18 protein-coding genes are annotated in these 24,566 nt (G+C 62.4%); 6 read left to right on the plus strand and 12 right to left on the minus strand.

Annotated elements, in window-relative coordinates:
* Positions 1–27 precede the first annotated feature (27 nt).
* Entirely contained in the window at positions 28–1,446 is a 1,419-nt protein-coding gene (locus tag NCCP436_RS11175; protein WP_220804081.1) for an FAD-dependent oxidoreductase, read from the plus strand.
* A 48-nt stretch (positions 1,447–1,494) separates the two neighbouring features.
* Here NCCP436_RS11175 and NCCP436_RS11180 read toward each other — a convergent pair whose 3' ends face one another.
* A complete protein-coding gene (locus NCCP436_RS11180) occupies positions 1,495–2,856 on the minus strand; it encodes an LLM class flavin-dependent oxidoreductase (RefSeq protein ID WP_220804082.1) in 1,362 nt (453 codons plus the stop codon).
* Between the two features lie 45 nt (positions 2,857–2,901).
* The gene (locus NCCP436_RS11185) at positions 2,902–3,861 is read right to left on the minus strand and encodes an aliphatic sulfonate ABC transporter substrate-binding protein (RefSeq protein WP_220804083.1); all 960 of its coding nucleotides are present in this window, start codon (positions 3,859–3,861) and stop codon (positions 2,902–2,904) included.
* A 229-nt stretch (positions 3,862–4,090) separates the two neighbouring features.
* On the opposite strand from NCCP436_RS11185, the gene hemE reads away from it, so the two are divergent.
* Both hemE and NCCP436_RS11195 read left to right on the plus strand, forming a co-directional pair.
* The gene (gene hemE / locus NCCP436_RS11190; protein ID WP_220804084.1) at positions 4,091–5,158 is read left to right on the plus strand and encodes a uroporphyrinogen decarboxylase; all 1,068 of its coding nucleotides are present in this window, start codon (positions 4,091–4,093) and stop codon (positions 5,156–5,158) included.
* Between the two features lie 126 nt (positions 5,159–5,284).
* A complete protein-coding gene (locus tag NCCP436_RS11195) occupies positions 5,285–6,055 on the plus strand; it encodes a ParA family protein (RefSeq protein WP_220804085.1) in 771 nt (256 codons plus the stop codon).
* A 22-nt stretch (positions 6,056–6,077) separates the two neighbouring features.
* On the opposite strand, the gene NCCP436_RS11200 is transcribed toward NCCP436_RS11195, so the two are convergent.
* From NCCP436_RS11200 to NCCP436_RS11240, 9 genes are all read right to left on the minus strand, one after another.
* Positions 6,078–6,521: a YiiD C-terminal domain-containing protein gene (locus NCCP436_RS11200; RefSeq protein WP_220804086.1), complete on the minus strand. Its 444-nt coding sequence runs from the start codon at positions 6,519–6,521 to the stop codon at positions 6,078–6,080.
* Between the two features lie 93 nt (positions 6,522–6,614).
* Positions 6,615–7,049 (minus strand): thioredoxin TrxC, encoded by a 435-nt coding sequence (trxC, locus tag NCCP436_RS11205; protein ID WP_220804087.1) that lies wholly within the window; start codon positions 7,047–7,049, stop codon positions 6,615–6,617.
* 55 nt (positions 7,050–7,104) lie between these two features.
* Positions 7,105–8,382 (minus strand): bifunctional O-acetylhomoserine aminocarboxypropyltransferase/cysteine synthase, encoded by a 1,278-nt coding sequence (locus tag NCCP436_RS11210; RefSeq protein ID WP_220804088.1) that lies wholly within the window; start codon positions 8,380–8,382, stop codon positions 7,105–7,107.
* 118 nt (positions 8,383–8,500) lie between these two features.
* Positions 8,501–9,481, minus strand: a complete 981-nt coding sequence (locus NCCP436_RS11215; protein ID WP_220804089.1) for a sulfite exporter TauE/SafE family protein — start codon at positions 9,479–9,481, stop codon at positions 8,501–8,503.
* Between the two features lie 205 nt (positions 9,482–9,686).
* Positions 9,687–11,150, minus strand: a complete 1,464-nt coding sequence (gene selO, locus NCCP436_RS11220) for a protein adenylyltransferase SelO (RefSeq protein WP_220804090.1) — start codon at positions 11,148–11,150, stop codon at positions 9,687–9,689.
* A 109-nt stretch (positions 11,151–11,259) separates the two neighbouring features.
* Positions 11,260–14,547: a mechanosensitive channel MscK gene (gene mscK, locus NCCP436_RS11225; RefSeq protein WP_220804091.1), complete on the minus strand. Its 3,288-nt coding sequence runs from the start codon at positions 14,545–14,547 to the stop codon at positions 11,260–11,262.
* Positions 14,548–14,692: 145 nt separating this feature from the next.
* The gene (locus NCCP436_RS11230; protein ID WP_220804092.1) at positions 14,693–16,414 is read right to left on the minus strand and encodes a potassium/proton antiporter; all 1,722 of its coding nucleotides are present in this window, start codon (positions 16,412–16,414) and stop codon (positions 14,693–14,695) included.
* 126 nt (positions 16,415–16,540) lie between these two features.
* Entirely contained in the window at positions 16,541–18,346 is a 1,806-nt protein-coding gene (locus tag NCCP436_RS11235) for an acyl-CoA dehydrogenase (protein ID WP_220804093.1), read from the minus strand.
* Positions 18,347–18,427: 81 nt separating this feature from the next.
* A complete protein-coding gene (locus NCCP436_RS11240; protein ID WP_220804094.1) occupies positions 18,428–19,483 on the minus strand; it encodes a nitronate monooxygenase family protein in 1,056 nt (351 codons plus the stop codon).
* A gap of 316 nt (positions 19,484–19,799) precedes the next feature.
* Between NCCP436_RS11240 and NCCP436_RS11245 the strand changes: the two genes are divergently transcribed.
* The 3 genes from NCCP436_RS11245 to NCCP436_RS11255 all read left to right on the plus strand — a co-directional run bounded on the left by NCCP436_RS11245 (position 19,800) and on the right by NCCP436_RS11255 (position 23,879).
* Positions 19,800–20,642: a 23S rRNA (adenine(2030)-N(6))-methyltransferase RlmJ gene (locus NCCP436_RS11245; protein WP_220804095.1), complete on the plus strand. Its 843-nt coding sequence runs from the start codon at positions 19,800–19,802 to the stop codon at positions 20,640–20,642.
* 140 nt (positions 20,643–20,782) lie between these two features.
* Positions 20,783–22,687 (plus strand): NAD(P)/FAD-dependent oxidoreductase, encoded by a 1,905-nt coding sequence (locus tag NCCP436_RS11250; protein ID WP_220804096.1) that lies wholly within the window; start codon positions 20,783–20,785, stop codon positions 22,685–22,687.
* A 1-nt stretch (position 22,688) separates the two neighbouring features.
* Entirely contained in the window at positions 22,689–23,879 is a 1,191-nt protein-coding gene (locus tag NCCP436_RS11255) for a cytochrome c (protein ID WP_220804097.1), read from the plus strand.
* A gap of 39 nt (positions 23,880–23,918) precedes the next feature.
* Here NCCP436_RS11255 and msrA read toward each other — a convergent pair whose 3' ends face one another.
* Entirely contained in the window at positions 23,919–24,566 is a 648-nt protein-coding gene (msrA, locus tag NCCP436_RS11260) for a peptide-methionine (S)-S-oxide reductase MsrA (RefSeq protein WP_220804098.1), read from the minus strand.

The following is a 24,566-nucleotide window of genomic DNA, read 5'->3' on the forward strand; positions in this document are numbered from 1 at the left end:
CCCGAAGTGGTTTGATGAGGTAACGCAATGACTGAACGTCTCAATAACGACTTCCAGTTCATCGAAGTCGGGCGCAAGGACCCGAAGAAAAAGCTGCTGCGCCAGCGCAAGAAGGAATTCGTCGAGATCTACGACAGCTTCAAGCCGGCGCAGGCTTCGGAACAGGCGCACCGCTGCCTGGCCTGCGGCAACCCGTACTGTGAGTGGAAGTGCCCGGTGCACAACTTTATTCCCAACTGGCTGAAGTTGGTGTCCGAGGGCAACATCCTGGCTGCCGCAGAGCTTTCCCACCGAACCAATACCCTGCCGGAAGTCTGTGGCCGGGTATGCCCGCAGGATCGCCTGTGCGAGGGTGCCTGCACACTGAATGACGGCTTCGGTGCGGTGACCATCGGTTCGGTGGAGAAGTACATCACCGATACCGCCTTTGCCATGGGCTGGCGCCCGGATATGTCGCAGGTCAAGCCAACCGGCAAGCGCGTGGCGGTGATTGGCGCAGGTCCAGCCGGCCTGGGCTGTGCCGACGTTCTGGTGCGCAACGGCGTCACTCCGGTGGTGTTCGACAAGAACCCGGAAATCGGCGGTCTGCTGACTTTCGGCATTCCCGAGTTCAAGCTGGAAAAACACGTGATGAGCCGTCGTCGCGAAGTATTCAGCGGCATGGGTATCGAGTTCCGTCTCAATACCGAGGTGGGCAAGGACGTGACCATGCAGCAACTGCTCGACGAGTTCGATGCCGTGTTCATGGGCATGGGCACCTACACCTACATGAAAGGCGGCTTCCCGGGTGAGGATCTGCCGGGCGTGCATGACGCGCTGGATTTCCTGATCGCCAACGTCAACCGCAACCTCGGTTTCGAGAAGTCGGCAGACGACTTTATCGACATGAAAGGCAAGCGGGTTGTGGTGCTTGGTGGTGGCGACACTGCCATGGACTGCAACCGCACCTCGATTCGTCAGGGGGCCAAGGCCGTGACCTGTGCCTACCGCCGTGACGAAGCGAACATGCCGGGCTCGCGCAAGGAAGTGAAGAACGCCAAGGAAGAGGGGGTGAAATTCCTCTTCAACCGCCAGCCCATCGAGATCGTTGGTGACGGCAAGGTGGAAGGCATCAAGGTGGTCGAGACCCGTCTCGGCGAGCCCGATGCCCGTGGTCGCCGCAGCCCCGAGCCGATCCCGGGCTCCGAGGAAGTGATCCCGGCCGATGCTGTGCTGATCGCCTTCGGTTTCCGCCCGAGCCCGGCGCCGTGGTTCGAACAATTCGGCATCAACATTGACAGCCAGGGCCGCGTGGTGGCTCCGGCTCAGGCCCAGTTCAAGCACCAGACCAGCAACCCGAAAGTGTTTGCCGGCGGCGATATGGTGCGCGGCTCGGACCTGGTGGTGACGGCCATCTTCGAAGGCCGCACTGCTGCCGAAGGCATCCTCGACTACCTGGGCGTTTAACGCCAAGCGGTTGAGCAAACGCCCGCGCCAGTCGCGGGTGTTTTGCTTTCAGCGCAGGTTAATGCGTCGAGCGCGATGCTCGGCCGGCAGCCGGTCACCTTGACCGAACAGCTTGTGGCGCAAGGTGCCATCTGCGTATTCCAGCGGGTAGCGACCACGGCGCTGCAACTCCGGTACCAGATATTCGACCACGGCCCGCAGGTCGTCGTGGGCCACTGCGTAGGTCAGGTTGAAACCATCGATGCCGGTGCTGTCGAGCCATTGTTCCAGGGCGTCGGCCACGGTGGTGGCTGAGCCGACCAGTACCGGCCCGCGCCCACCCAGACTGATGAACTCGGCCGCCTCGGCCACCGTCCATTCACGCTCGGGATCGGCCAGGGTAAAGGCCCCCAGGGCGGTACGCCCGGCGTCGTTTTCCAGATAGCGGATTACCGCATCCGGGGCGTAGCCGGAGAAGTCGATGCCGGTCCAGCCGGAGAGCAAGGTCAGGGTGCCGGGTACGTCGACATATCGGCGGTAGTCGTTGTAGCGCGCCTGCGCCGCCTCGTCGCTCGCATCGACAATGATCAGCGCCTGGGCGTAGATCAGCTGACCGCTGCGCCCTGCGTTCTGCGCGGCGCTGCGCAGAACGCGTACATAACTGGCCAGCGCCGCCTGGGTGGGAGCGCTGATAAACAGGCACTCGGCGTGTTCGGCGGCAAAACGCTGCCCGCGCGCAGAAGCGCCGGCCTGGAACAGCACAGGGGTACGTTGCGGCGAGGGTTCGCAGATATGCACGCCCGGCACCTGGTAGTAGGTGCCGGCGTGATGGATCGGATGCACCTTGGCAGGGTCTATAAAAACGCCGCGCTCGGTATCGTTGAGCACCGCGCTATCTTCCCAGCTGTGTTCCCACAGTTTGTACAGCACCTCTAGGTACTCATCGGCCTGGTCGTAGCGCTCGTCGTGCGGCAGTTGCCGGGGCAGACCGTTGTTCTGCGCGGCGCTGTTGAGGTAGCCGGTGACGATGTTCCAGGCGATGCGCCCACCGCTTAAGTGATCCAGAGTGGAGATGCGCCGGGCAAAGGGGTACGGGTGTTCGTAGCTCAGGGAAAAGGTCAGGCCGAAGCCCAGGTGGCGGGTATGCGCGGCCAGGGCGGCGACCAGCACCAAGGGATCATGGATCGGCGCCTGCACGCCGTGGCTCAGCGCGCTGTCGATACTGCCCCGGTAGACATCGGAAAAGCCCATGGTGTCAGCCAGAAACAGCGCGTCGAAACGGCCGTTCTCCAGCAATTGGGCCAGCTCCAGCCAGTAGCTGAACTGGTTGAATTGGCGGCAGCGGTTGCGCGGGTGGCGCCACAGCCCGGGCGATTGGTGCACGGGGCTGTTCATGCTGAAAGCGTTAAAGCGAATCGGTGGATGGCTCATCGGGCGTACCCAGCAGGGGCCCGCCTGAGGGCGGGCCAGGGCCAATCAGGGCAGCAGCGAGTGGGGGTAAACGGCATCGGCAACCTTGATGCTGCGTGGCAGCACGCCAAGGGCAACAAAGGTATCGGCCAGCTTTTGCTGTTCGGCGACGATGGCGTCGGTGATGGCTGTGGCGCTGTAGTTGCGGCGCTCGGTGGCGGTTTTGAGGATGATCGGATCGATACCCAGTTGCGGTGCGAGCAGGGCCGCAACCTCATCGGGGTGAGCGTTGGCCCAGGTGTTGGTGTCCTGCAGTTGGCCAAAGAAGGTGCGCAGCAGATCTGGGTTGGCGTCGGCGAAGGCAGCCGTGCTCAGGTAGAAGGTGCGGTTGTTGGTTAATGCCTGGCCATCACGCAGGTTGCGCACCGGCTGTTGCAGCTCGGCAGCGGCGAGGAACGGATCCCACAGAGTGGCAGCTTCAACGCTGCCCGACTGCAGGGCGGAGATGGCGTCGGCGGCACTGCTGACATAGGCCGGGACGATATCCTTGTAGCTCAGGCCGGCCTCTTCCAGCGCCAGGGCAAGCAGGTATTGAGCATTCCAGCCGCGGCCGGTGGCCACGCGTTTGCCCTTGAGTTGATCAACGCGCTCGATGCCCGAATCCTTGCCGACCAGTACCCCGATGCCTTTGGGATAGGGCTGCTCGGCGGCGAGATAGACCACCGGTTTGCCGCTGGCCTGAGCAAATACCGATGGCGCGTCGGCGGCGTGCCCCAGGTCGATGGCGCCGGTGCTCAGGGCTTCGAGCAGTTGCGGTCCGGCGGCGAATTCATGCCAGCTGACCTTCACATTGTGCTCGGCCAGGGCCTTTTCCAGCGCGCCGGTACCTTTGAGAATGTTGACGCTGTTGAACTTCTGGTAGCCGATGCGCAGGGTTTGTGCGGTATCGGCCAGCGTGCTGCTGGCCAGGCCAAGACTGGCCACGGCGGCCAGCAACCAGGTACGGACGGGAGTGAACGACTTCATGGCAGGCTCCTTGTGGTTAGCGGGAAAACTCTAAGGAGCCGGTGCAGGTGGCGGCAATCTTTTAATTCAATATGATTATATCAATTTTTTATTTGTTTATCTTTTTGGAATATAAAGTTGATTACGGTCATGCCTAGGGTCGCGATAATGACCCGCGCCGTGCCTTTTGCGCATGGCTTTGAGACAATGCCGGCCACGATTTTGCTGCTGTTCTAGCCTGGATTCTGCGATGACCGAATTGAAGAACGACCGTTTCCTGCGTGCCCTGCTCAAGCAGCCGGTGGACGTAACCCCGGTATGGATGATGCGCCAGGCCGGCCGCTATTTGCCGGAGTACCGCGCCACGCGTGCCAGGGCTGGTGATTTTGTCAGCCTGATGAAGAGCCCGGAGCTGGCTTGTGAAGTGACCATTCAGCCGCTGGATCGCTACCCGCAGATCGATGCGGCGATCCTGTTCTCCGATATCCTCACCATCCCCGACGCCATGGGCCAGGGCCTTTACTTCGAGACTGGCGAAGGTCCGCGTTTCAAGAAGGTTGTCAACTCGCTGGCCGATATCGAGGCGCTGTCGATACCTGACGCAGAAAAGGATCTGGGCTATGTGATGGATGCCGTGCGTACCATCCGTCGCGAGCTGGGTGGCCGCGTACCGCTGATTGGCTTTACCGGCAGTCCCTGGACCCTGGCGACCTACATGGTCGAGGGGGGCTCCAGCCGCGACTTCCGCAAGACCAAGGCCATGCTCTACGACAACCCGCAGGCGCTGCATGCGCTGCTGGACAAGCTGGCCAAGTCGATCACCGTCTACCTCAATGGCCAGATCAAGGCCGGCGCTCAGGCCGTGCAGATCTTCGATTCCTGGGGCGGCGCGCTGTCGGCGGCTGCTTACCAGGAGTTCTCCCTGCGTTATATGAAGCAGATCGTCGACGGACTGATTCGTGAGCACGAGGGGCGTCGCGTGCCGGTGATCCTGTTCACCAAAGGCGGTGGCCTGTGGCTGGAGTCCATGGCTGACAGCGGCGCCGAGGCGCTGGGTCTGGACTGGACCTGTGACATTGGCAGTGCGCGTGCCCGTGTGGGCCAGAAGGTGGCGCTGCAGGGCAATATGGACCCGGCCGTGCTGTACGCCAAACCCGAGGCCATCCGTGCCGAGGTGGCGCGTATTCTGGCCGCCTATGGCAAGGGCAGTGGTCAGGTGTTCAACCTCGGCCATGGAATTACGCCTGAAGTCGATCCGGCCCATGCAGCCGCTTTCTTTGAGGCGGTACACGAGCTGTCGGCGCCGTATCACGCCTGAGTAAGGTCGGGCGAGACTCTGGGGTGGATCTCGCCTGGCGATGTGGGTCAGTCAGTGACCGAATGTCTCGCGCCTGTCACGATCTTTACCTAGAATCCGTCGCTATCGGGTTCAGGGAGGTGTGCGATGCGACGGGTGGTATTCAACCAGAAGGGTGGTGTGGGCAAGTCCAGCATCGCCTGTAACTTGGCTGCAGTCAGTGCGGTGCAGGGTTTTCGGACACTGCTGATCGACCTCGATGCCCAGGCCAACTCGACCCACTACCTCACCGGGCTCAGTGGCGAGGAAATTCCCACTGGAATCGCCGGATTCTTCAGGCAGACGCTCTCCTCAGGGCCCTTCGGCCGCAAGGGACGGGTGGATATCTACGAGACACCCTTCGACAATCTGCATCTGGTTACCGCCACGGCCGAGCTGGCCGAACTGCAACCGAAGCTGGAGCAGAAGCACAAGATCAATAAGCTGCGAAAGCTGCTGCGGGAATTGGCCGAGGACTATGATCATATTTACCTCGATACTCCGCCGGCGCTGAATTTTTATACGATTTCAGCGCTTATCGCTGCTGATCGTGTGCTGATTCCCTTCGATTGCGACAGTTTTTCCCGCAATGCCCTTTATAGCCTGTTGGCTGAGCTTGAGGAGCTGAAGGAAGATCACAACCCCGATCTGCAGGTGGAAGGCATAGTGGTCAACCAGTTCCAGCCGCGTGCCACTCTGCCGCAGCAGATGCTCGATGAGCTGCTCGCCGAGGGCCTGCCGGTGCTGCCGGTCAACCTGATGAGTTCGGTGAAGATGCGCGAATCCCATCATGCCTGCATGCCGCTGATTTATCTCGATGCCCGGCACAAGCTGACCCGACAGTTCGTCGAGCTGCACGATCTGCTCAACCGGGACTGATTGGCGCTCTCTGCGAGCGGCTTTAGCGCAGTCGCAATTGATAGTAGCCGCGACTTTCCGCCACCACTTCGCCGCTGTCGTCGGTCAGTTGCAGTTCCAGCAGGTATTCGGCCTTGCCGATCCGACTGGCCAGCTCCTCCAGGCGGGTGATTTCGTCGGTCGACAGGCGCGCCTCGACGCAAATGTCGCCGTTGGCCGGACGGCGAAAGCGCAGGTTCATTTCCTTGACGATCGGATAGAAGCACTGCACGTCGAAGCTGGTAAGAAACAGCGCGCCGCCGGGAATTTCGGCAAGGGTGAACAGGGCGCCGGCGTACATGCTGCCGATGTGGTTGCGGTTGCCCTCCAGCGGCATGCACAAGCGGACGAACCCTGGCTCCAGCACCTCGGCCTTTAGACCGCTACGGCGGACGAAGGCGATTTGTTCTTCGGTAAGCTGGCGGGCAAGTTCGACGGGCAGGGGCATGGCGTGGCTCCTTTACTGACGATGCTCTCCAGACTAAGCGCTGGAGCGCGCCGTGCAATTGACCCGAGCGACCGCGTTGAGTGACTGAAGTGCTCAGATGCCCTGCTGGCGCAACCAGGCCAGCAACTGCGGTAATGGCAGTGCACCGCTCTGGCGGGCCACTTCGACGCCGCCTTTGAACAGTATCAGGCTGGGGATGGAGCGGATGCCCAATTGTCCGGCGAGGCTGGGATTGGCCTCACTGTCCAGCTTGCCCAAGCGGCAGCGGCCCCGCAGTTGCCCGGCGGCCTGGGCGAACACCGGGGCGAAGGCGCGGCAGGGAGCGCACCAGTCGGCCCAGACGTCCACCAGCAATGGCAGGTCGCCCCTGAGCTGGCTGGAGAAGCAGGACTGGGTCAGTTCAACGGGGGCGGCAGGCAGTATTTCGGTCTTGCAGCGGCCGCAGCGCGGCGCATCGCCGAGACGTCCGGCGGGAATGCGGTTGAGCCCGTTGCAATGTGGGCAGGGAATCAGCAGGGGGGCGGTCATGGGCGGCTCCAGAGAGATAAGCGTTATCTGGAGCCGCCCAGGGGGCTTTTCAAGTTTAGCCGCGCGATGCGTCCAGAGCCTGGCTCAGGTCGGCAAGAATGTCGTCGATGTGCTCGATGCCGATGGACAGGCGCACCATGTCGCGCGATACACCGGCGCGGGCCAGCTCCTCGTCGTCCAGTTGGCGGTGAGTGGTAGAGGCCGGGTGGCAGGCCAGCGACTTGGCGTCGCCGATATTCACCAGACGCAATACCAGCTTGAGCGCGTCGATGAAGCGCGCACCGGCTTCGAAGCCGCCCTTGATGCCAAAGGACAGAATCGCCGCCGGCTTGCCGCCGGTATAGCGCTTTGCAAGAGCATGCTCCGGATGGTCGGCCAGGCCGGCGTACTTGACCCACTCCACCTGCGGATGGGTCTTGAGGAACTCTGCCACCTTCAGAGCGTTATCGCAGTGTCGCTCCATGCGCAGGGCCAGGGTTTCCAGGCCTTGCAGAATAAGGAAGGCGTTGAACGGCGACAGTGCGGCGCCGGTATTGCGCAGCGGCACCACGCGGCAGCGACCGATGAAGGCGGCAGGGCCGAAGGCTTCGGTGTAGGTAACGCCATGGTAGGACGGATCCGGGGTGTTGAGCAGCGCGAAGCGCTCCTTGTGCTCGGCCCAGGGGAATTTGCCGGAGTCGACAACGATTCCGCCGATGCTGGTGCCGTGGCCGCCGATGTACTTGGTCAGCGAGTGCACCACGATGTCGGCACCGTGTTCGAATGGTCGGCAGAGGATTGGCGTGGCCACGGTGTTGTCGACGATCAGCGGCACGCCATGACGATGCGCGGCCTCGGCCAGCGCGGCCAGATCGATGATATTGCCGGCCGGGTTACCGATGGACTCGCAGAACACCGCCTTGGTGCGTCCGTCGATCAGGGCTTCGAGTGCGGCGATGTCGTCATGGGCGGCGAAACGCACTTCGATGCCCTGACGCGGCAGGGTATGGGCGAACAGGTTATAGGTGCCACCGTAGAGTTTGGCCACCGAGACGATGTTGTCGCCGGCCTCGGCGATGGTCTGGATGGCGTAGGTGATGGCCGCCATGCCCGAGGCTACCGCCAGTGCGCCGACCCCGCCTTCCAGGGCGGCGACACGCTGTTCCAGCACGTCGGTGGTGGGGTTCATGATGCGGGTATAGATGTTGCCGGCGACCTTCAGGTCGAACAGATCGGCGCCATGCTGGGTGTCATCGAAGGTGTAGGAGGTGGTCTGGTAGATCGGTACTGCTGCCGCCTTGGTGGTCGGATCCGGACTGTAGCCGGCATGAAGGGCCAGAGTTTCGGCTTTCATCTGCTGCGTTCCTTGATAGTGAGAGAAAGTAGAGACGCAGGATGGAGAAAGTGATACGGCCCGGTCAATGCATCGAAGCAATGAAGCGGGCCGTTACTTAGAACGAAAGGTTCTTGTCTTAGGTCAGCGCACTGTACAGGTTGTAGGCGCTGATCAGCGTAATCAGGCTGCCGACGATGGTCAGCAGGGTGCGTGCCGACAGCATCTTGCACAGCAAGGCGGCGAACGGTGCGGCGAACATGCCGCCGAACACCAGCCCGGCCACCATCATCCAGGTGCCGGGGTCGCCGGCCAGCAGCATGAACGATGCGGCGCTGGTGATGGTCAGGAAGAACTCGGCAAAGTTCACCGAGCCGATGGTCGTGCGCGGATCGGAGCCGGAGCCCAGCAGGCTGGTGGTCACCACCGGGCCCCAGCCTCCACCGCCGGCAGCATCGACAAAACCGCCGAACACCGCCAGTTTGGCCACGTGCCTCGGCTCGCGGCTTTTCATTACGCGCTGGCGGTAGGCCTTGCTGAGGATGTAGCCGCCCATAATCAGCAGGTAGGCGGAAATGAACGGTTTGAATATTTCCCCGTCGACCTGGGTCACCAGAATGGCGCCAAGGATGGCGCCGAGGATGCCCGGCAGCAGCAGGCGCAGAAACAGGGCTTTGCGCACGTTGCCCAGTTTGACGTGGGAGATGCCGGAGAGACCGGTGGTGAACACTTCGGCGATGTGCACGCTGGCACTGGCCGCCGCTGGCGAGGCACCAGCGCCGAGTAGGAAGGTAGTGGCGGTGATGCCGTAGGCCATGCCTAGTGCGCCGTCGATCATCTGGGCGAAAAAGCCGACGGCTACGGCGCTCCAGAACACAGGGCTACTCAGGGTGTTTTCGATGATTTGCAAACCGCTGCTGCCGCCGTTGTCACCGAAGAACAGGCGCCAGGCCAGAAACAGCAGCAGGCTGACCAGAGTGGCCACGGCAAACCACATGGCCGCACGTAGAACCGGATGATTGTCGGGATGGCTGACGAAGTCTTCGACGGGGGGCAGACCTAGTGCCTGATGCTCGTTGTTGAGCGGGCTGGGGCTGAGATCAAGGTCGCGAATCTTCATTGGCAGCAGGCCTGACAGTTGGTGGTAGAACAGGCGGGAATAAGCAGGGGGCGAAAGATAAAGGGCTTTTCTTATAGCGTCTAAGAACGTTTAAGAAGATAGATATTCTATTTTTGATTATTGCTGAGGCCACGCCGTTGCCGGCCTGAGACCTCATGGAAGAGGACGTAGGGCGACGCAGAAGTAGAGGTTGCGCCGCCGATGCTCATGAGGAGCAGCTAATGGCCAGGTGCTTGCCCCACTCCGGCGGGCGCTCGGCGTAGCGCTGCATGCCCGGTTGTTTGTCGAACGGGCGCGACAGCACGGCGTGCAGTTCGCGCACAGGCTCATAGTCGCCCTGCTCAGCAGCCTCGATTGCCTGCTGTGCCAGGTAATTGCGCAGGATGTAGAGCGGGTTCACCGCGTGCATGCGTGTACGCCGCTCGTCCTGGCCGCCGCCCTCGCGCTCGCAACGCATCAGGTATTGGCGGCCCCAGGCGTCGAAGCCGGCGAGATCCACGAAGTCGTTGCGAATCACCTGCAGCGCCTCGGTCGGGGCCTGCTCGCCAAGCTGGCGGAAAAAGCGGGTGTAGTCGGTGGAGGTGCCCTGCTGCATCAGTTGCAGCAGGCTCTGGATCAGTGCCTCGTCGCCGTCATCGGCGCAGACGAAGCCCAGGCGTCGGCGCATCAGGTCGAGATAGTGCGCCTGGTAGAGAGGCAGGAACAGCTCCAGCGCTTCGCGCAGCTTTTCCAGGGCGACGAAGGGGGTCAGCGTCTGGGCCAGGGCGGCAAGGTTCCAGTGAGCGATGGGCACCTGGTTGCTGAAGCTGTAGCGGCCGCTGTCGTCGGAGTGGTTGCAGATGTGTCTGGCATCGAAGTCGTCGAGAAAGGCGTAGGGGCCGTAGTCGAAGGTGATACCGAGGATCGACATATTGTCGGTATTCATCACTCCGTGGCAGAAGCCGTAGGCCTGCCAGTAGGCGATCATTGTCGCGGTTCGCTCGATTACCTCGCGCAGCAGCGCCAGCCAGGGATCCTCCTGCTCCAGACAGTGGGGGAAATGACAGGCCAGCACGTGCTCGCCGAGGGTTCTTAGCTGTTCGTGCTGACGGCTGTAGTAGAAATATTCGAAGTGGCCGAAGCGTATGTGGCTCGGCGCCAGGCGCAGCAGCATGGCGGCCCGCTCCTGTTTCTCGCGCCACACCGGGGTATCCGAGGCGGTGACGCACAGAGCGCGCGAAGTGGGGATGCCAAGGGCGTAAAGGTGTTCACTGGCGAGAAATTCGCGGATTGAGGAACGCAGAACCGCGCGGCCGTCGCCCATGCGTGAGTAGGGAGTCAGGCCGGCGCCCTTCAGGTGCAGATCCCAGTATTCGCCTGCCTCGTTGATCACTTCGCCCAGCAGCAGCCCGCGACCATCTCCCAGACGCGGCGTGTAGCCGCCGAACTGGTGCCCTGAATAAACCATGGCACGAGGCTCGGCCTGCTCCCACAGCCTGTGCCCGGCGAACAGCTCGGTAAACTCCGGACGTTGCGCCTCGGCCGGATTCAGGTCGAGCAGGGCCATGGCCGCTGTGCTGGCCACCACCAGACGTGGCGCCTCGATGGGTTCGGGCAGCACCTCGGTGGAAAAGGCATCGCCCAGGCGGGCAAAGCGGTTGTCGAAGAGCAGATTGTCGAGGGTTTTCACTGCATGACTCCGGACAGCTTGCGTCCTTGGTGGGCCGGGTGTGATTTCCGAGCATAGTGCTAGGAATAGATCGCTACTGCCAGCATCCGATGTCGGCTTTTGTGGCTGGTCAGTGCGGTTCCGTTGTCTCAATGCGCGTTTCGTCGCTGCCGTCACGGCGCTGCAGGTAGACATCCATTTTCGGCACGCTGGAGACGTTGATGCCATGTTCGCTGAACAACTGGTCTACACGTCGGTTCAGTTCGTCGGTGGCCGGCCCGCGATCACCCAGCTCGCGCACGTAGATCTTCAGTTCGAAGGTCAGGCTGCTGGCGCCGTATTGGGTCAGTTGGGCGCTAGGTGCGGGGTCGCGCATTACTCGTGGGTTGTCGAGACTGGCTTGCAGCAGCAACTCGCGAACCTGTTCCAGGTCGGCGCCGCGGTTGACCACGAAAGTCAGCACCAGGCGGGTGATACTGTCGACCAGCGTCCAGTTGATCAACTGGCTGGTGATGAAGGTCTGGTTGGGTACGATCACTGCCTTGCGATCACTGTCGATGATGTGGGTGGCGCGGATCTGGATGTGCTTGACGGTGCCGGTTACGCCGCCGATGGTCACCAGATCGCCGATGCGTACCGGGCGTTCGAAGAGGATGATCAGTCCGGATACGAAGTTGGCGAAGATAGCCTGCAGACCGAAGCCAAGGCCTACCGACAACGCCGCAACCAGCCATTGCAGTTTGTCCCAGCTGACCCCCAGCGTAGCCAGCGTGGTGACTATGCCGATACCGATCAGGACGTAGGAGAGCAGGGTGGTGGTGGCATAGGCGCTGCCTTGCGCCAGTTGCAGGCGCGACAAAACCAGCACCTCCAGCAAACCGGGCAGATTGCGCGCCAGAATCAGCGTAAGTCCAACGATGATCAGCGCGCCGAGGGCGTCGAGCAGGCTGATTGGCTGCAGGCCGGTAGCCGTGGTGTATTCGTAGAGGGTGATGTTGTCGAGGTAGGTGAAGACCCGGATCAGATCGGCCCACACCCAGTACAGGCTGACCAGGAAGATGCCGAACAGGGCCAGGCGAATCAGTCTCAGTGATTGCTGGTTGACCTGCTGCATGTCGAGAATCGGTGTCTCCACCACTGATTCGGTCTCGCCATGATCGCGGTTTTCGCTTTCCGCCAGGCGCTGGGCCTGGGCCCGCTGGTAGGCCAGGCGTCGTGCTGCGACGCCGAGGCCGCGAACGAACGACGCTTCCAGCAACAGCCAGATCAGCAGCAGATAGAGGGTTTCGATCAGCCGATCCGTGAGACGCAGCGCGGTGTAGTAGTAGCCAAACAGCAGCGCCACGATCAGCGCTAGTGGCAGCAGGCTGAAGGCGATGCCGGCAGCCTGGCGCAGTGCGGTGAGTTTTTCCCGCTCTGGGTTGTCCAGCAACAGGCGTAGCATCAGCCAACTGGCCAGGGCGTAGCAGGGAATCACTACGAGAATGCCGATGGCGTCATCAGCCAGGCTGGCCGGACGGTTTTCGGCGAAGCTGACCACGGCTACCAGGGCCAGTATCACCAGCCCAAGGTGGCGCACCTTGCGTCGTAGAAAGCCGGTAGTGCTGGCTTCCCAGCGAAAATGCAGCTCGGCTACGCCACCTGGAGCCAGAATCCGGTACAGGGTATAGAACACCAGCCAGGCCTGGGCCATCTGGAACAGTGCGTTGGACAGGTTGGCGTTGTGCCCGCGCATGTCTTCCTGCAGGGCATAGGCGCAAAGACCGAGGAACAGAGCGCCCGGCAGTGCCTGCAGCAGGCACAGCAGCAGAGCCAGTGGCGTGTGCAACTGGCTGTCGAGGCGGTAGTGGCCGATCTCGCGACCGATTTCGCCGAGTTTTTCACCGAGCCGGCGACGCTGCCACAGGAGCAGGCCGATCAGCAGTAGTAGTGGCAGAAACAGCTGGGGACGGTGCGCGAGCCCGGCAAACAGATCGTTGATTGCATCGGACCAGGCAATCTCTTCCAGCTGCTGGTTGGCGCGCTGTGGAACATTTCTCAGCCAGTGCAGATCCAGCGGTCGGTTGCTCGGCAGCCAGAACATTTGCTGATCCAGGGTGGTGCGCAGGCTGGCGGCGGTGGCGGCCAGCTCGGTACGGTTGAGTTGCAGGGTGATGGACTCGCTGAGTAATGCATCCAGGCTGCGGTTGAGTCGTTCCAGCAGGTCGCGCCGGGTTGTCAGTTGTGCCTGAAGCTGGACGCGGATTCTGTCCTGCGCTTCGCTCGGCGGGTGTTCGGCAAGCAACTGGTCGATATAGCGCTCAGGCTGAGCGATAGCCTCACGCTGCTGGTTCAGGTCGAACTGGTAGAGACGAAGATCGGCGATCTCGTCGGCCAGATTGCTGCGAGCCTGGCTAACCCGGGGCAGGGCCTCCTTCTGCTGGTAGAGGATCTTTGACAGCAGCAGGCTGCCTTCCAGTACGCTGATCTGCTCGTCCAGGGTCTGACGGGTCTGTGCCAGGTTGTCCAGTTGCTGCTGGGTCTGCAGGTTCTGCTGGGTGCGTTGGTTGAGGCGGTTGGTCACCTCCAGCAGATAGTCGGACAGGCGCAGGTTATGCGCGCTCTCCTGTGCCAGCAGGTCGCTGGAGTATGTCCGACGTACCTGCTGGGACTGTTCCTCTACCGTTTGCTGCGACTCGGCGCGACGTTTCTCGTTGATCAGTTCCTGCAATGCCAGGCGTTCCTGCTCGGCGCGGCGGATGCGTTCATCGAGCAGCTCGCGACGGCTGCTGCCGAGATCCTGCAGCAGGCTGTTAGCAGCCAGTTCCTCGCGTCGCAGGCGGGTCTGTGCTGCCAGCATGGCCATTTCGGCGTTGAGCTGGGTACGCAGCTCGGGTGTCAACGGTCGGTCATCGAGGCGTTCGCTCTTCAGCGCGGTATTGATCTGCTGGGTACGCGCCTGATTGGCGGCGATCTCGGTCTGCGCCCGTTCCGGCCGGATCTGCGCATTGATGACCAGGCTGTTGGCTTCGATGATCTGTTGTTGCCACGCGTTGAGCTGGGCACTGCGTTCGGCCAGTAGTTGCTCCAGTTCCTGCGGTGAGCTGTCAGTCTGTTCCTGGGCTATGTCTACTGCCGGAAGTGCTTGCAGTTGCGCCAGTTCGCGACGCGCTTGCTCGATCTGTTGCGGTGCCTGTCGCAATTGCTCAAGTAGCTGAGTCAGGCGCTGTTCGCTGTCACTGCGTTCCTGCAACAGAGAAAGGCTTTGCTCCAGCGCCTGTTGCGCCTGGTTTTTCTCCGCTTCCGACAATTGCCGCTCGGCCAGGCCATCCAGGTTCTTGCGTATAGTTTCAGCCGACGGCGGACTGTCAGCGGCGCTGGCAAGGCTGCAGTACAGGATGAACAGGGCGGTGGTCAGGGCAACGCGGAGAAAGCTCATGGGATGGACGCGCAAGAAGGTGAGTGTCGTCGGGAGCTGGAACGAAGCCTAGGGGATCTTGCGGGAAAAGTCTCTGCCGCGTGGTCAATCCGTACGCGGGCTTTGCCATCGTTGCCTGTCCGCACGCAACGACGGCATGCGGGGCTCAGCGCCCTTCCGTGAATCGGACGCCAATCTTGCGGATCTGGTTCCCGGCCATTTCGGCGATGGTCCAGGTCAGGCCATTCCACTGCACCTGATCGCCGACCACCGGCTCGCTGTCGAGCAGTTGGGTAATGAACTGGCCAAGTCGCTGGTTGGGCGCGGCATCATCCAGATCGAGACTGTAGAGCTGAGCGATTGCCTCCAGCTCGGCATCGCTTTCCAGCAGGAAGTCGCCGAAGAAGCGTAGGTCGCTTGCGCGCTTCGGTTCCTCGCTGAACAGCTGGCTCAGTGCCGGCAGGTCGTCCTCATGGCCGATGACGCAGAGCCGGTCGCCGGCTTCCAGCTTGGTGCTGCCCGATGGGTGGAGCAATTGCTGGCCCCGGAACAGCGCGGCAATACGGGTGTTTTCGGGCATCTTCAGATCGCGCAGCGGAGCGCCGATACACCACTTGTCCGCCCCCAACTGGTAGGTGAACAGCTCCCACTGGCTGGTCGGGTGGATGCCCAGGCCGGCTCGGGAGATCGGCGACGGCGTCGGCGGAATTTCCACCCGAGCCTTGCGTGCAGCCCAGCCCAGGGTGGTGCCCTGCAGCAGCAGAGAGACCAGCACAATGAAGAAGGCCACGTTGAAGAACAGCTGGGCGTTGTTCAGACCGGCCATCAGCGGGAATACAGCAAGGATCACCGGTACCGCGCCGCGCAGGCCGATCCAGGAAATGAAGGTGCGTTCGCGCAGGTTGAAACCCTTGAACGGCAGCAGGCCGATGAATACCGACAGTGGGCGGGCAAAGAGGATCATCCACAGTGACAGCAGCAGTGCCGGCACGGCAATCGGCAGCAGGTCGCTCGGGGTGAGCAGCAGGCCAAGCACGAGGAACATGCCCAGTTGGCTGAGCCAGGCCAGACCATCGAACATATGCAGGATGCCGTGTCGGTTACGGATCGGGCTGTTGCCCAGCAGCAGGCCGCAGACATAGACGGCGAGGATGCCGCTGCCGCCAATGGTGCCGGACAGGGCATAAATCATGATGCCGCCGCTGACGGCCAGCAGTGGGTAGAGGCCGTCCGCCACGCTTAGACGGTTGATCAGTTGCAGCAGCAGCCAGCCGCCGGCCAGTCCCAGAATTACGCCGATGCCGAACTGCTCGAACAGGCTGAGCAGGATTCCCCAGCTGAAGCTGGTCTGGCCGGCGGAGATCATGGCGATCAGCGAGACGGTGAGGAACATCGCCATCGGGTCGTTGCTGCCCGATTCGATTTCAAGAGTGGAGCCTACGCGTTCGTTCAGTCCCTTGCCGTTTAGCAGGTTGAACACCACGGCAGCATCAGTGGAGCCGACAATGGCGCCGATCAGCAAGCCCTCGATCAGGCTCAGGTTGAACAGCCAGGCCGCAGCAATGCCGGTCAGACCGGCGGTAATCACCACACCGAAGGTCGCTAGCGACAGGGCTGGCCAAAGAGCTACGCGGAAGGTGGCCTTGCGCGTGCGCATACCACCGTCGAGCAGGATTACGGCCAGTGCCAGGTTGCTAACCAGATAGGCAAGCGAATAGTCGTTGAAGACGATGCCGCCAATGCCGTCGACGCCGGCAAGCATGCCGACGCCTAGGAAGATGACCAGAATCGGGATGCCCACGCGGGTGGACACCGAGCTGACCATGATGCTGAAGGCAACCAACAGGGCACCGATCAAGAACAGCTGATTGATGGCGCCTGCGTCCAATGTCTAACTCCTTGCGATGGTCATATATGCATTCAGCGTGCCAGCGATTCTAACCCGACGCCTGACGCCGCTGTCAAAAAAAACCATCCTCCTTGTTTCATTAGGTTGCGCAGGGTTTGCCAGGGCTCAGAACCAGGCGTCCTTCATGCCCAGGCAAGTGTCGTCGCGCGCTTCGAGAATGGCCAGGTCATGGTGGCAGCTGGGTACTTCCCAGGTCAGGAAGTAACGCGCCGCCTGCAGCTTGCCGCGGTAGAAGGCCTGTTCTTCGGCATTGTCCGTGCGGGCCAGGCCCTGCTCGGCGCGAATCGCCTGTTCCAGCCAGCGCCAGCCGATCACCGTGTGGCCGAACACCTTCAGGTACAGCGCCGAGTTGGCCAGGCCCTGGTTGACCTTGCCGCTCATCAGGTCGCCGAGCAGGGCCAGGGTCACCGCCTGCAGGCGTGCCAGCAATTGTTCGAGTGGCTGACGCAGGGCTGTGAGCGACTCATGTTCGCTAGCGCGCTGGCAGCAGTCGTTGATCAGCTTGAGCAGTTGCTTGAGCGCGGCGCCACCGTTCTGCGAGACCTTGCGCCCGAGCAGGTCGAGCGACTGGATGCCGTGCGTGCCCTCGTGGATCGGATTGAGGCGGTTGTCGCGGTAGTACTGCTCCACCGGGTATTCGCGGGTGTAGCCGTGGCCGCCGAGGATCTGGATGGCCAGTTCGTTGGCCTTGAGGCAGAACTCCGAGGGCCAGGATTTGACGATGGGGGTGAGCAGGTCGAGCAGCTCCAGGGCGCGGGTGCGGTCCTCGGCGGTCTCCAGGGTCTGGGTGTCATCGAACAGCCGGGCGGCGTACAGGCCCAGGTCGAAGGCGCCCTCCACGTAGGCCTTCTGCGCCAGCAGCATGCGCCGCACGTCGGCGTGCTCGACTATGGGGATCTGCGGGCTGGTCGGGTTCTTGCCGTCCGGCTGGCGGCCCTGGGGACGCTGGCGGGCATACTCCAGCGAGTACAGGTAGCCCGCGTAGCCGAGCATGGTGGCGCCCATGCCGACGCCGATGCGTGCTTCGTTCATCATCTGGAACATGTAGGACAGACCGTGGTACGGCTGGCCTACCAGGTAACCGACGCATCGGCCATTGTCGCCGAAATTCAGCGCCGTGGAGGTAGTGCCGCGCCAGCCCATCTTGTGGAACAGTCCGGCCAGGGTCACGTCGTTACGCGCGCCCAGCGAGCCGTCCTGGTTGACCAGAAACTTGGGCACGATAAACAGGCTGATGCCCTTCACCCCGGGCGGTGCGTCCGGTAGCTTGGCCAGTACCATGTGCACAATGTTTTCGGAGATTGGCTGGTCGCCGCCGGAGATGAATATCTTGTTGCCGCGGATGCGGTAGCTGCCGTCGGCGTGCGGCTCGGCACGGGTTCTGATGTCTGACAGCGAGGAGCCGGCGTGCGGTTCGGTCAGGGCCATGGTGCCGAAGAAGCGGCCGTCGATGATTGGCTGTAGAAAGCGTGCCTTCTGCTCGACACTGCCGAATGCCTCGATCAGGTTGGCCACCCCCATCGTCAGCATCGGGTAAGAGCTGGTGGCGATATTGGCGGCCTGGAAGTGGGCGAAGCAGGCCTGCGACAGCAGATTGGGCAGTTGCATGCCGCCGTGCTCGAAATCGCGGGTGGCGTTGAGAAAACCGGCCTCGTGGAAGGCGCGCAGGGCCGGTTCCACCTCGGCGATCAATACCGCCGCATCGTCGATGAACTGTGGTTCATGCTCGTCGTTTCTGCGGTTGTGCGGGGCGAACAGTTGCTCGGCGATCTGCCGGGCAGTGCCGAGCGCAGCGTCGAACGTCTCTCGGTTGTGGTCGGCGAAGCGCGGGCGCTGGGTCAGTGCCTCGGCGTCGAGTACTTCGTAGAGTTCGAACGCCAGGTTGCGGGAGCTGAGCAGAGTCTCGGACATGAAGCGGCCTCCTGATGATGCAGCGAGTCTAGGCAGCCGGCAGGGCGTCTGCCCAGCATCATCAGTTGGCGTGATGCACCGCTACACCGACGCTCCGGCAGCGAAGCCACGGGCTAGTTCACGAGTCAGCTCAGCGGCGGGGAGCGGTCGGCACAGTGGCGCACTTTGACCGGCCCAGAGTGGCGAGAAATCGCTGTTGCCGCGCGCCTCGGCGGCTGCTCGCAATGGGGCGATGGCTGCCGTGGCCAGGGGGAAGACTGGCGCCTGCGGCTGAAGCGGCCCCTGCTCGCGCATCAGGCGGTTGACGATGCCGCGTGCAGGACGACCGCTGAACAGGTTGGTCAGCGCCGTATGGCGTGCCGCCGGGCTCTGCAATGCGGCCCGATGAAGGGGGCCGGTGGCGGCCTCCGGGCACAGCAGGTAGGCCGTGCCCACCTGTACGCCGGCTGCGCCGAGGGCCATGGCCGCTGCTACGCCGCGGGCATCGCCGATGCCTCCGGCGGCGATCACCGGTACATTCAGGACATCGACCAGTTGCGGTAGCAAGGCAAAAGTGCCGAGCTGACGGCTGAGATCGTGCTCGAGAAAGTGGCCGCGATGGCCTCCTGCTTCAAGGCCTTGGGCGATCACCGCATCGACGCCACGTTCCTGCAACCATAGCGCTTCGTTCAGGGTGGTGGCGCTGGATAGGATCCTTGCCCCGCTACGACGCACGCGCTCCAGCAGTGACGCCTCCGGTAGGCCGAAGTGAAAACTCACCACTGCCGGACGGAATTCCTCTACCAGCTCGGCCGTCTCGGCATTGAACGGCAGACGGCCTGGGCCGCTGGGGGGACTGGTCGGATCCAGTCCCAGCTCGGCGTAGTAGGGGGTCAGTAGCTGGCGCCAGGCCGACTCGCGAGAGGCATCGGCTTGTGGCAATGAATGACAGAAGAAATTCAGATTGAACGGTCGCGCGGTCAGCGAGCGCATGGCCTGCAGTTCCTTGCGCAGTGCCTCGGCGCTGAGCATGGCAGCAGGAATCGAGCCAAGCGCGCCGGCAACGCATACGCTGGCCGCCAGACGATGATCCTGAGATCCGGCCATCGGGGCCTGAATCAGCGGCAGTTCACAGCCGAACAGGGCGGTAAGGGACATGGCAAGGCTCCTGTTTCAGGGGGCGGATGGGGTTAACAGAGCGCCACGACCACAGCAGCGATCCGCACAGTACTATGCTGGTAAGGCTGTAGAGGGCGGCGCTCCAGTGCTCCACCAGCCAGAGGCAAACGCTGTACAGGCTGATCATTAACGCAGACAAGCGCAAGCCCCGGCTCAGTCAGGTTGGGACATGGTTATTAGCCTGCTGCTGTAGCGATAGGGGGCACGATTCTCCCGGCGCCCAGCACGTCGGATAAATCGTCGCCGGGAGATTCCCGGTGCTCTGGTAAACTTGCCGACCGTTTCGGAGAGCCTTATGAACTACCGCCACGCCTTCCATGCCGGCAACCATGCCGATGTGCTCAAGCACCTGGTTCTGACCCGCCTGATCGCCCTGCTGTCGCGCAAGGATGCACCCTTCGCCTACCTCGACAGCCATGCCGGTGTCGGCCTCTATGACCTGCACGCCGATGAGGCCAGTCGTACCGGTGAATACCTCGAAGGCATCGCTCGTTTGTGGCAGGCCACGCAGTTGCCGGATGCGGTGGAGGCCTATCTGGAAGTGGTGCGGGCAATGAATCCGGATGGCGTTCTGCGCTACTACCCCGGCTCGCCCGAGCTGGCACGCCTGCTTAGTCGCGAACAGGATCGTCTGCAGTTCAACGAGAAACATCCGGAGGACGGCTTCCTGCTCAAGGACAACATGCGCGGCGATCGCCGCGTGGCTGTACACCGGGGTGAAGGCTGGCATGTGCCGAGAGCGCTGATGCCGACACGGGAGAAGCGCGTTTTGTTGCTGATTGATCCGCCCTTCGAGCAGCCTGACGAGCTGCAGCGCTGTGTCGAAGCGCTGAATGAAGCTCATGGCCGCATGCGCCAGGCCATCGTAGCGATCTGGTATCCGATCAAGGACATCGGCCAGTTGGAGCGTTTCTATCGTGATCTGCACAACAGCGCTGCACCGAAAATGCTGCGTGCCGAGCTGTATGTCCATGCCCCGGACGATGCCGGTCGCCTGACCGGCTCGGGGCTGGCCATCAGCAATCCGCCCTGGGGGTTGGAGGATGAGCTGCGTCAGTTGCTGCCGTGGCTTGCCGAGGCGCTGGGCCAGAGCCAGGGCGGCTGGCGGCTGGACTGGCTGATTGCAGAGCAGGGATAACACCGATCATCGCCTATGCTGATCAGTACGGGTTGCAGATCGGCAAGCCTTGCTGAACGCCTTGCAAGCGCGCCGGTCTGACTCGTTGACCACGCCCTCGTTAAGAAGGTGCGGGACTACCTGATCAGATGAGGTGCTGAATGGATATCACGCGTCGCGACTTTCTCAACGGCGTTGCCATTGCGGTGGCTGCCGGATTGTTGCCCATTTCCCTGTTGCGGGCCGAGACCAGCCTGCAACACCGCGCTCTGTATTACCCGCCTTCGCTAACTGGTATGCGGGGCAACCACGATGGCTCGTTCGAAAATGCCCACGCCCTGGGGCGTGGTGGTCGCCAGTTCGATCTGGATGCCGCCAAGTTGGAGGAAACCTACGACCTAGTGGTGGTCGGCGCCGGTATCAGTGGCCTGGCGGCGGCGCTGTTCTATCAGCAGCGCTTTGGCGATGATGCGCGCATCCTGATCCTGGACAACCACGACGACTTTGGCGGCCATGCCAAGCGCAATGAGTTCCACGCCGACGGCACCGAGGTGCTGGCCTATGGCGGCAGCGAATCTCTGCAATCGCCGCGTTCGATCTGGAGCGAGCGGGCGCTGACCCTGATCCGTGACCTTGGAGTGGATCTGGATCGCCTTGAGGCCGGCTTCGATGTGAATTTCTATCCGGATCTGGGACTGTCGCGTGGGGTGTTTTTTGATCGTGCCAACTTCGGTGTGGACAAACTGGTGCCAGGTTCGCCGACGCGCAAGGTAGCTGACGACATCCCACCAGATCGCATGAACGCGCGCGGTTACGCCGAGTTCATCAATGACTTCCCGCTTTCTGAGCATGACCGCAAGGCGCTGATCGAACTGCACCTGTCGCCGAAGGACTATCTGGCCGGCATGAGCGTCGAGGAAAAGGTGCGCTGGTGCGACCGTAACAGCTACACCACCTTCCTCAAGGATAAAGTCGGCCTGCCGGCCTCGGCCATTCGCTACTTCCAGCAGCAGACCAACGACTTCCAGGCCGTGGGCATTGACGCCACCTCATGCACCGATGCGCGCCTGTGTGGTCTCCCGGGATTTGGCGCCATGGGTCTGCCGCCGCTCGATCCGGAGGCACAGGCCGAACTGGAAGACCCGTATATCTTCCACTTCCCCGATGGCAACGCGACGCTGACGCGTTTGATGGTACGCAAGTTGATCCCGCAGGTCGCACCGCCAGGGCACAGCATGGAAGACGTGCAACAGGCCAAGTTCGATTACACCAAGCTGGATTTGCCGCAGGCCAAGGTGGCGCTACGCCTGAACAGTACAGTGGTCAAGGCGGTCAACCTGGATGTGGACGGCCAACCGATGGCTGATGTGGGCTATGTCCGCGACGGTGAACTGCACAGAATCCGTGCCCGGCATGTGGTGATGGCCGGTTACAACATGATGATTCCGTACATAGTCCCTGAGATGCCGCAGGCGCAGAAGGATGCTCTGGCGCAGAACGTCAAGCTGCCGCTGGTGTATGCCAAGGTGCTGATCCGCAACTGGCGGGCGTTCAAGAACCTCGGCGTGCATGAGGCCTATTGCCCGACGGCGCCGTTCTGCCTGGTCAAACTCGATTACCCGGTGGACCTGGGTGGCTACAAGCATCCGCGTGATCCGGACAAACCCATCGGCCTGCACCTGATTCAGGTGCCGGTGATGCCCGGCAGCGGCCTGAGTGCCCGTGATCAGGCACGCAAGGGCCGGGCCTATCTGCTCGGCACGCCCTTTGAGGTGTTCGAGGCGCAAATCCGTGAGCAGCTTCAGGGCATGCTGGGGGCGGGCGGTTTTGACCACCAGCACGATATCGCCGAGATCACTGTCAACCGCTGGGCCCATGGTTACTCGTATTTCTACAACGGCCTGTTTGACGACGAAGAAAGCGCCGATCAGATCATCGAGACCGCGCGCCAGCCCATTGGCGTGATCACCATTGCCAACTCAGACTCGGACTGGAACCCCTATGCCCATGCGGCCATCGATCAGGCGTATCGGGCGGTGCAGGAATTTACGGACAAGGAGGTGTGACATGAGGGTATTAGCAAGTGTCGCCCTGCTGGGACTGCTGCCGCTGGCCAGCTATGGCGCCGACGGTGAATACCTGGCGCGTGCCGGTGACTGCACGGCGTGCCATACCGCGCCTGGCGGTCAATTCATGGCCGGCGGTGTGCCGTTCGATACGCCCATCGGCCGTATCTACTCCACCAATATCACCCCCGATAAAGAACACGGCATCGGCGCCTACAGCTTCGAGCAATTCAACCGGGCGATGCGCGAGGGGGTTGCCGCCTCTGGTCATGCGCTGTATCCGGCCATGCCTTACACCAGCTATGCGCGCCTGAGCGAGTCGGACATGCGCGCGCTGTATGACTACTTTATGCAGCAGGTGCCGGCTCAGCCAGTCGCGAATCGGGACAGCGATATCCCCTGGCCGCTGTCGATGCGCTGGCCGCTGCACGTCTGGCGCTGGATGTTCCATGACGATGCGCCGTTCGAGCCGGCGGCCGGGCAATCGGAGGCCTACAACCGCGGTGCCTATCTGGTTGAAGGACTGGGCCACTGCGGTGCCTGCCACACGCCGCGTGGCTGGGCCATGCAGGAAAAGGCGCAGAACGCTGCCAGCGAGCAGTTCCTTGCCGGCGCCGACCTGGACGGCTGGTGGGCCAGCAACCTGCGCGAGGCGCACTTCAGTGCCGAAGACCTGGCGCAACTGCTCAAGACCGGGCGCTCGGCGCACTACAGTGTCAGTGGCCCGATGGCCGATGTGATCAGCCACAGCACCCAGTACCTGACTGACGAGGATCGCGCGGCAATTGGCGAATACCTGGTGGCGATTGCCGATCAGCCGGTCTCACAGACGGCGAACACGGCCAGCAGCCGTGAAGCCGGCCAGGCTGCGGCTGGCACCTACGCCAGCCTGTGTTCGGTGTGCCATGGCCGTGAGGGCGAGGGCGTGGAGTTTGTGGTGCCGGCTCTGGCGGGCAATCCGACCGTTATCGCTCAGGATCCCAACAGCCTGTTGCAGGTGTTGCTCAACGGTACACACAGCCCGCGTACCGAGGAGCAGATGGGCTACGCCATGCCCGGTTACGGCTGGCGCATGGATGACAGCCAGTTGGCGGAGTTGGCCAATTACCTGCGCGGTCAGTGGGGCAATCAGGCTGCGGCCGTCAGCGCCAGTCAGGTGGCTGCGTTGCGTGGTCAGCAGCGCGCCCACTAGTCGGACGGTACCGGGTTATGACAGCCCGGTACGTGCAGCCTAGGCCGGCAGGCATATCCCGGTGCCGCGCAGGCCGCAGTAACCGTCAGGATTTTTCGCCAGGTATTGCTGGTGATAGGTCTCGGCGTAATAGAAGTCTGGTGCCAGACGTATTTCCGTGGTGATCTGGCCCAGCCCTGCGTCGTTCAATGCCTGCTGGTATTGCGCTGCACTGGCCTGAGCCAGTGCCAACTGGGCAGCGTCTCTGCAGTACAGGGCCGAGCGATACTGGGTGCCCAGGTCGTTACCCTGGCGCATGCCCTGGGTTGGGTCGTGAGCTTCCCAGAACACCTTGAGGAGTGTCGCGAAACTGGTCTGTTGCGGATCGAACACCACCAGTACTACTTCGGTGTGCCCGGTCAGGCCGGAGCAGACTTCTTCGTAGGTGGGGTTGGGGGTGTGGCCGCCGGCATAACCCACGGCTGTACTGAACACTCCTGGCTGCTGCCAAAAGCGCCGCTCGGCACCCCAGAAACATCCCAGGCCGAATACGGCCTGCTGCAGTCCGGCGGGGAAGGGCGGCTTGATCGGATTGCCATTGACATGGTGATGGTCGGCGACTAGCAGGGGCTCGGCACGGCCTGGCAGTGCCTGTTCGGCGGTTGGTAGGGCGTGTTTGTTGACGAGAATCTGGGAGCGCAGGGCCAT

Origin of the sequence: Pseudomonas sp. NCCP-436 (assembly GCF_019656335.1) — a bacterium.
GTDB lineage: Bacteria > Pseudomonadota > Gammaproteobacteria > Pseudomonadales > Pseudomonadaceae > Aquipseudomonas.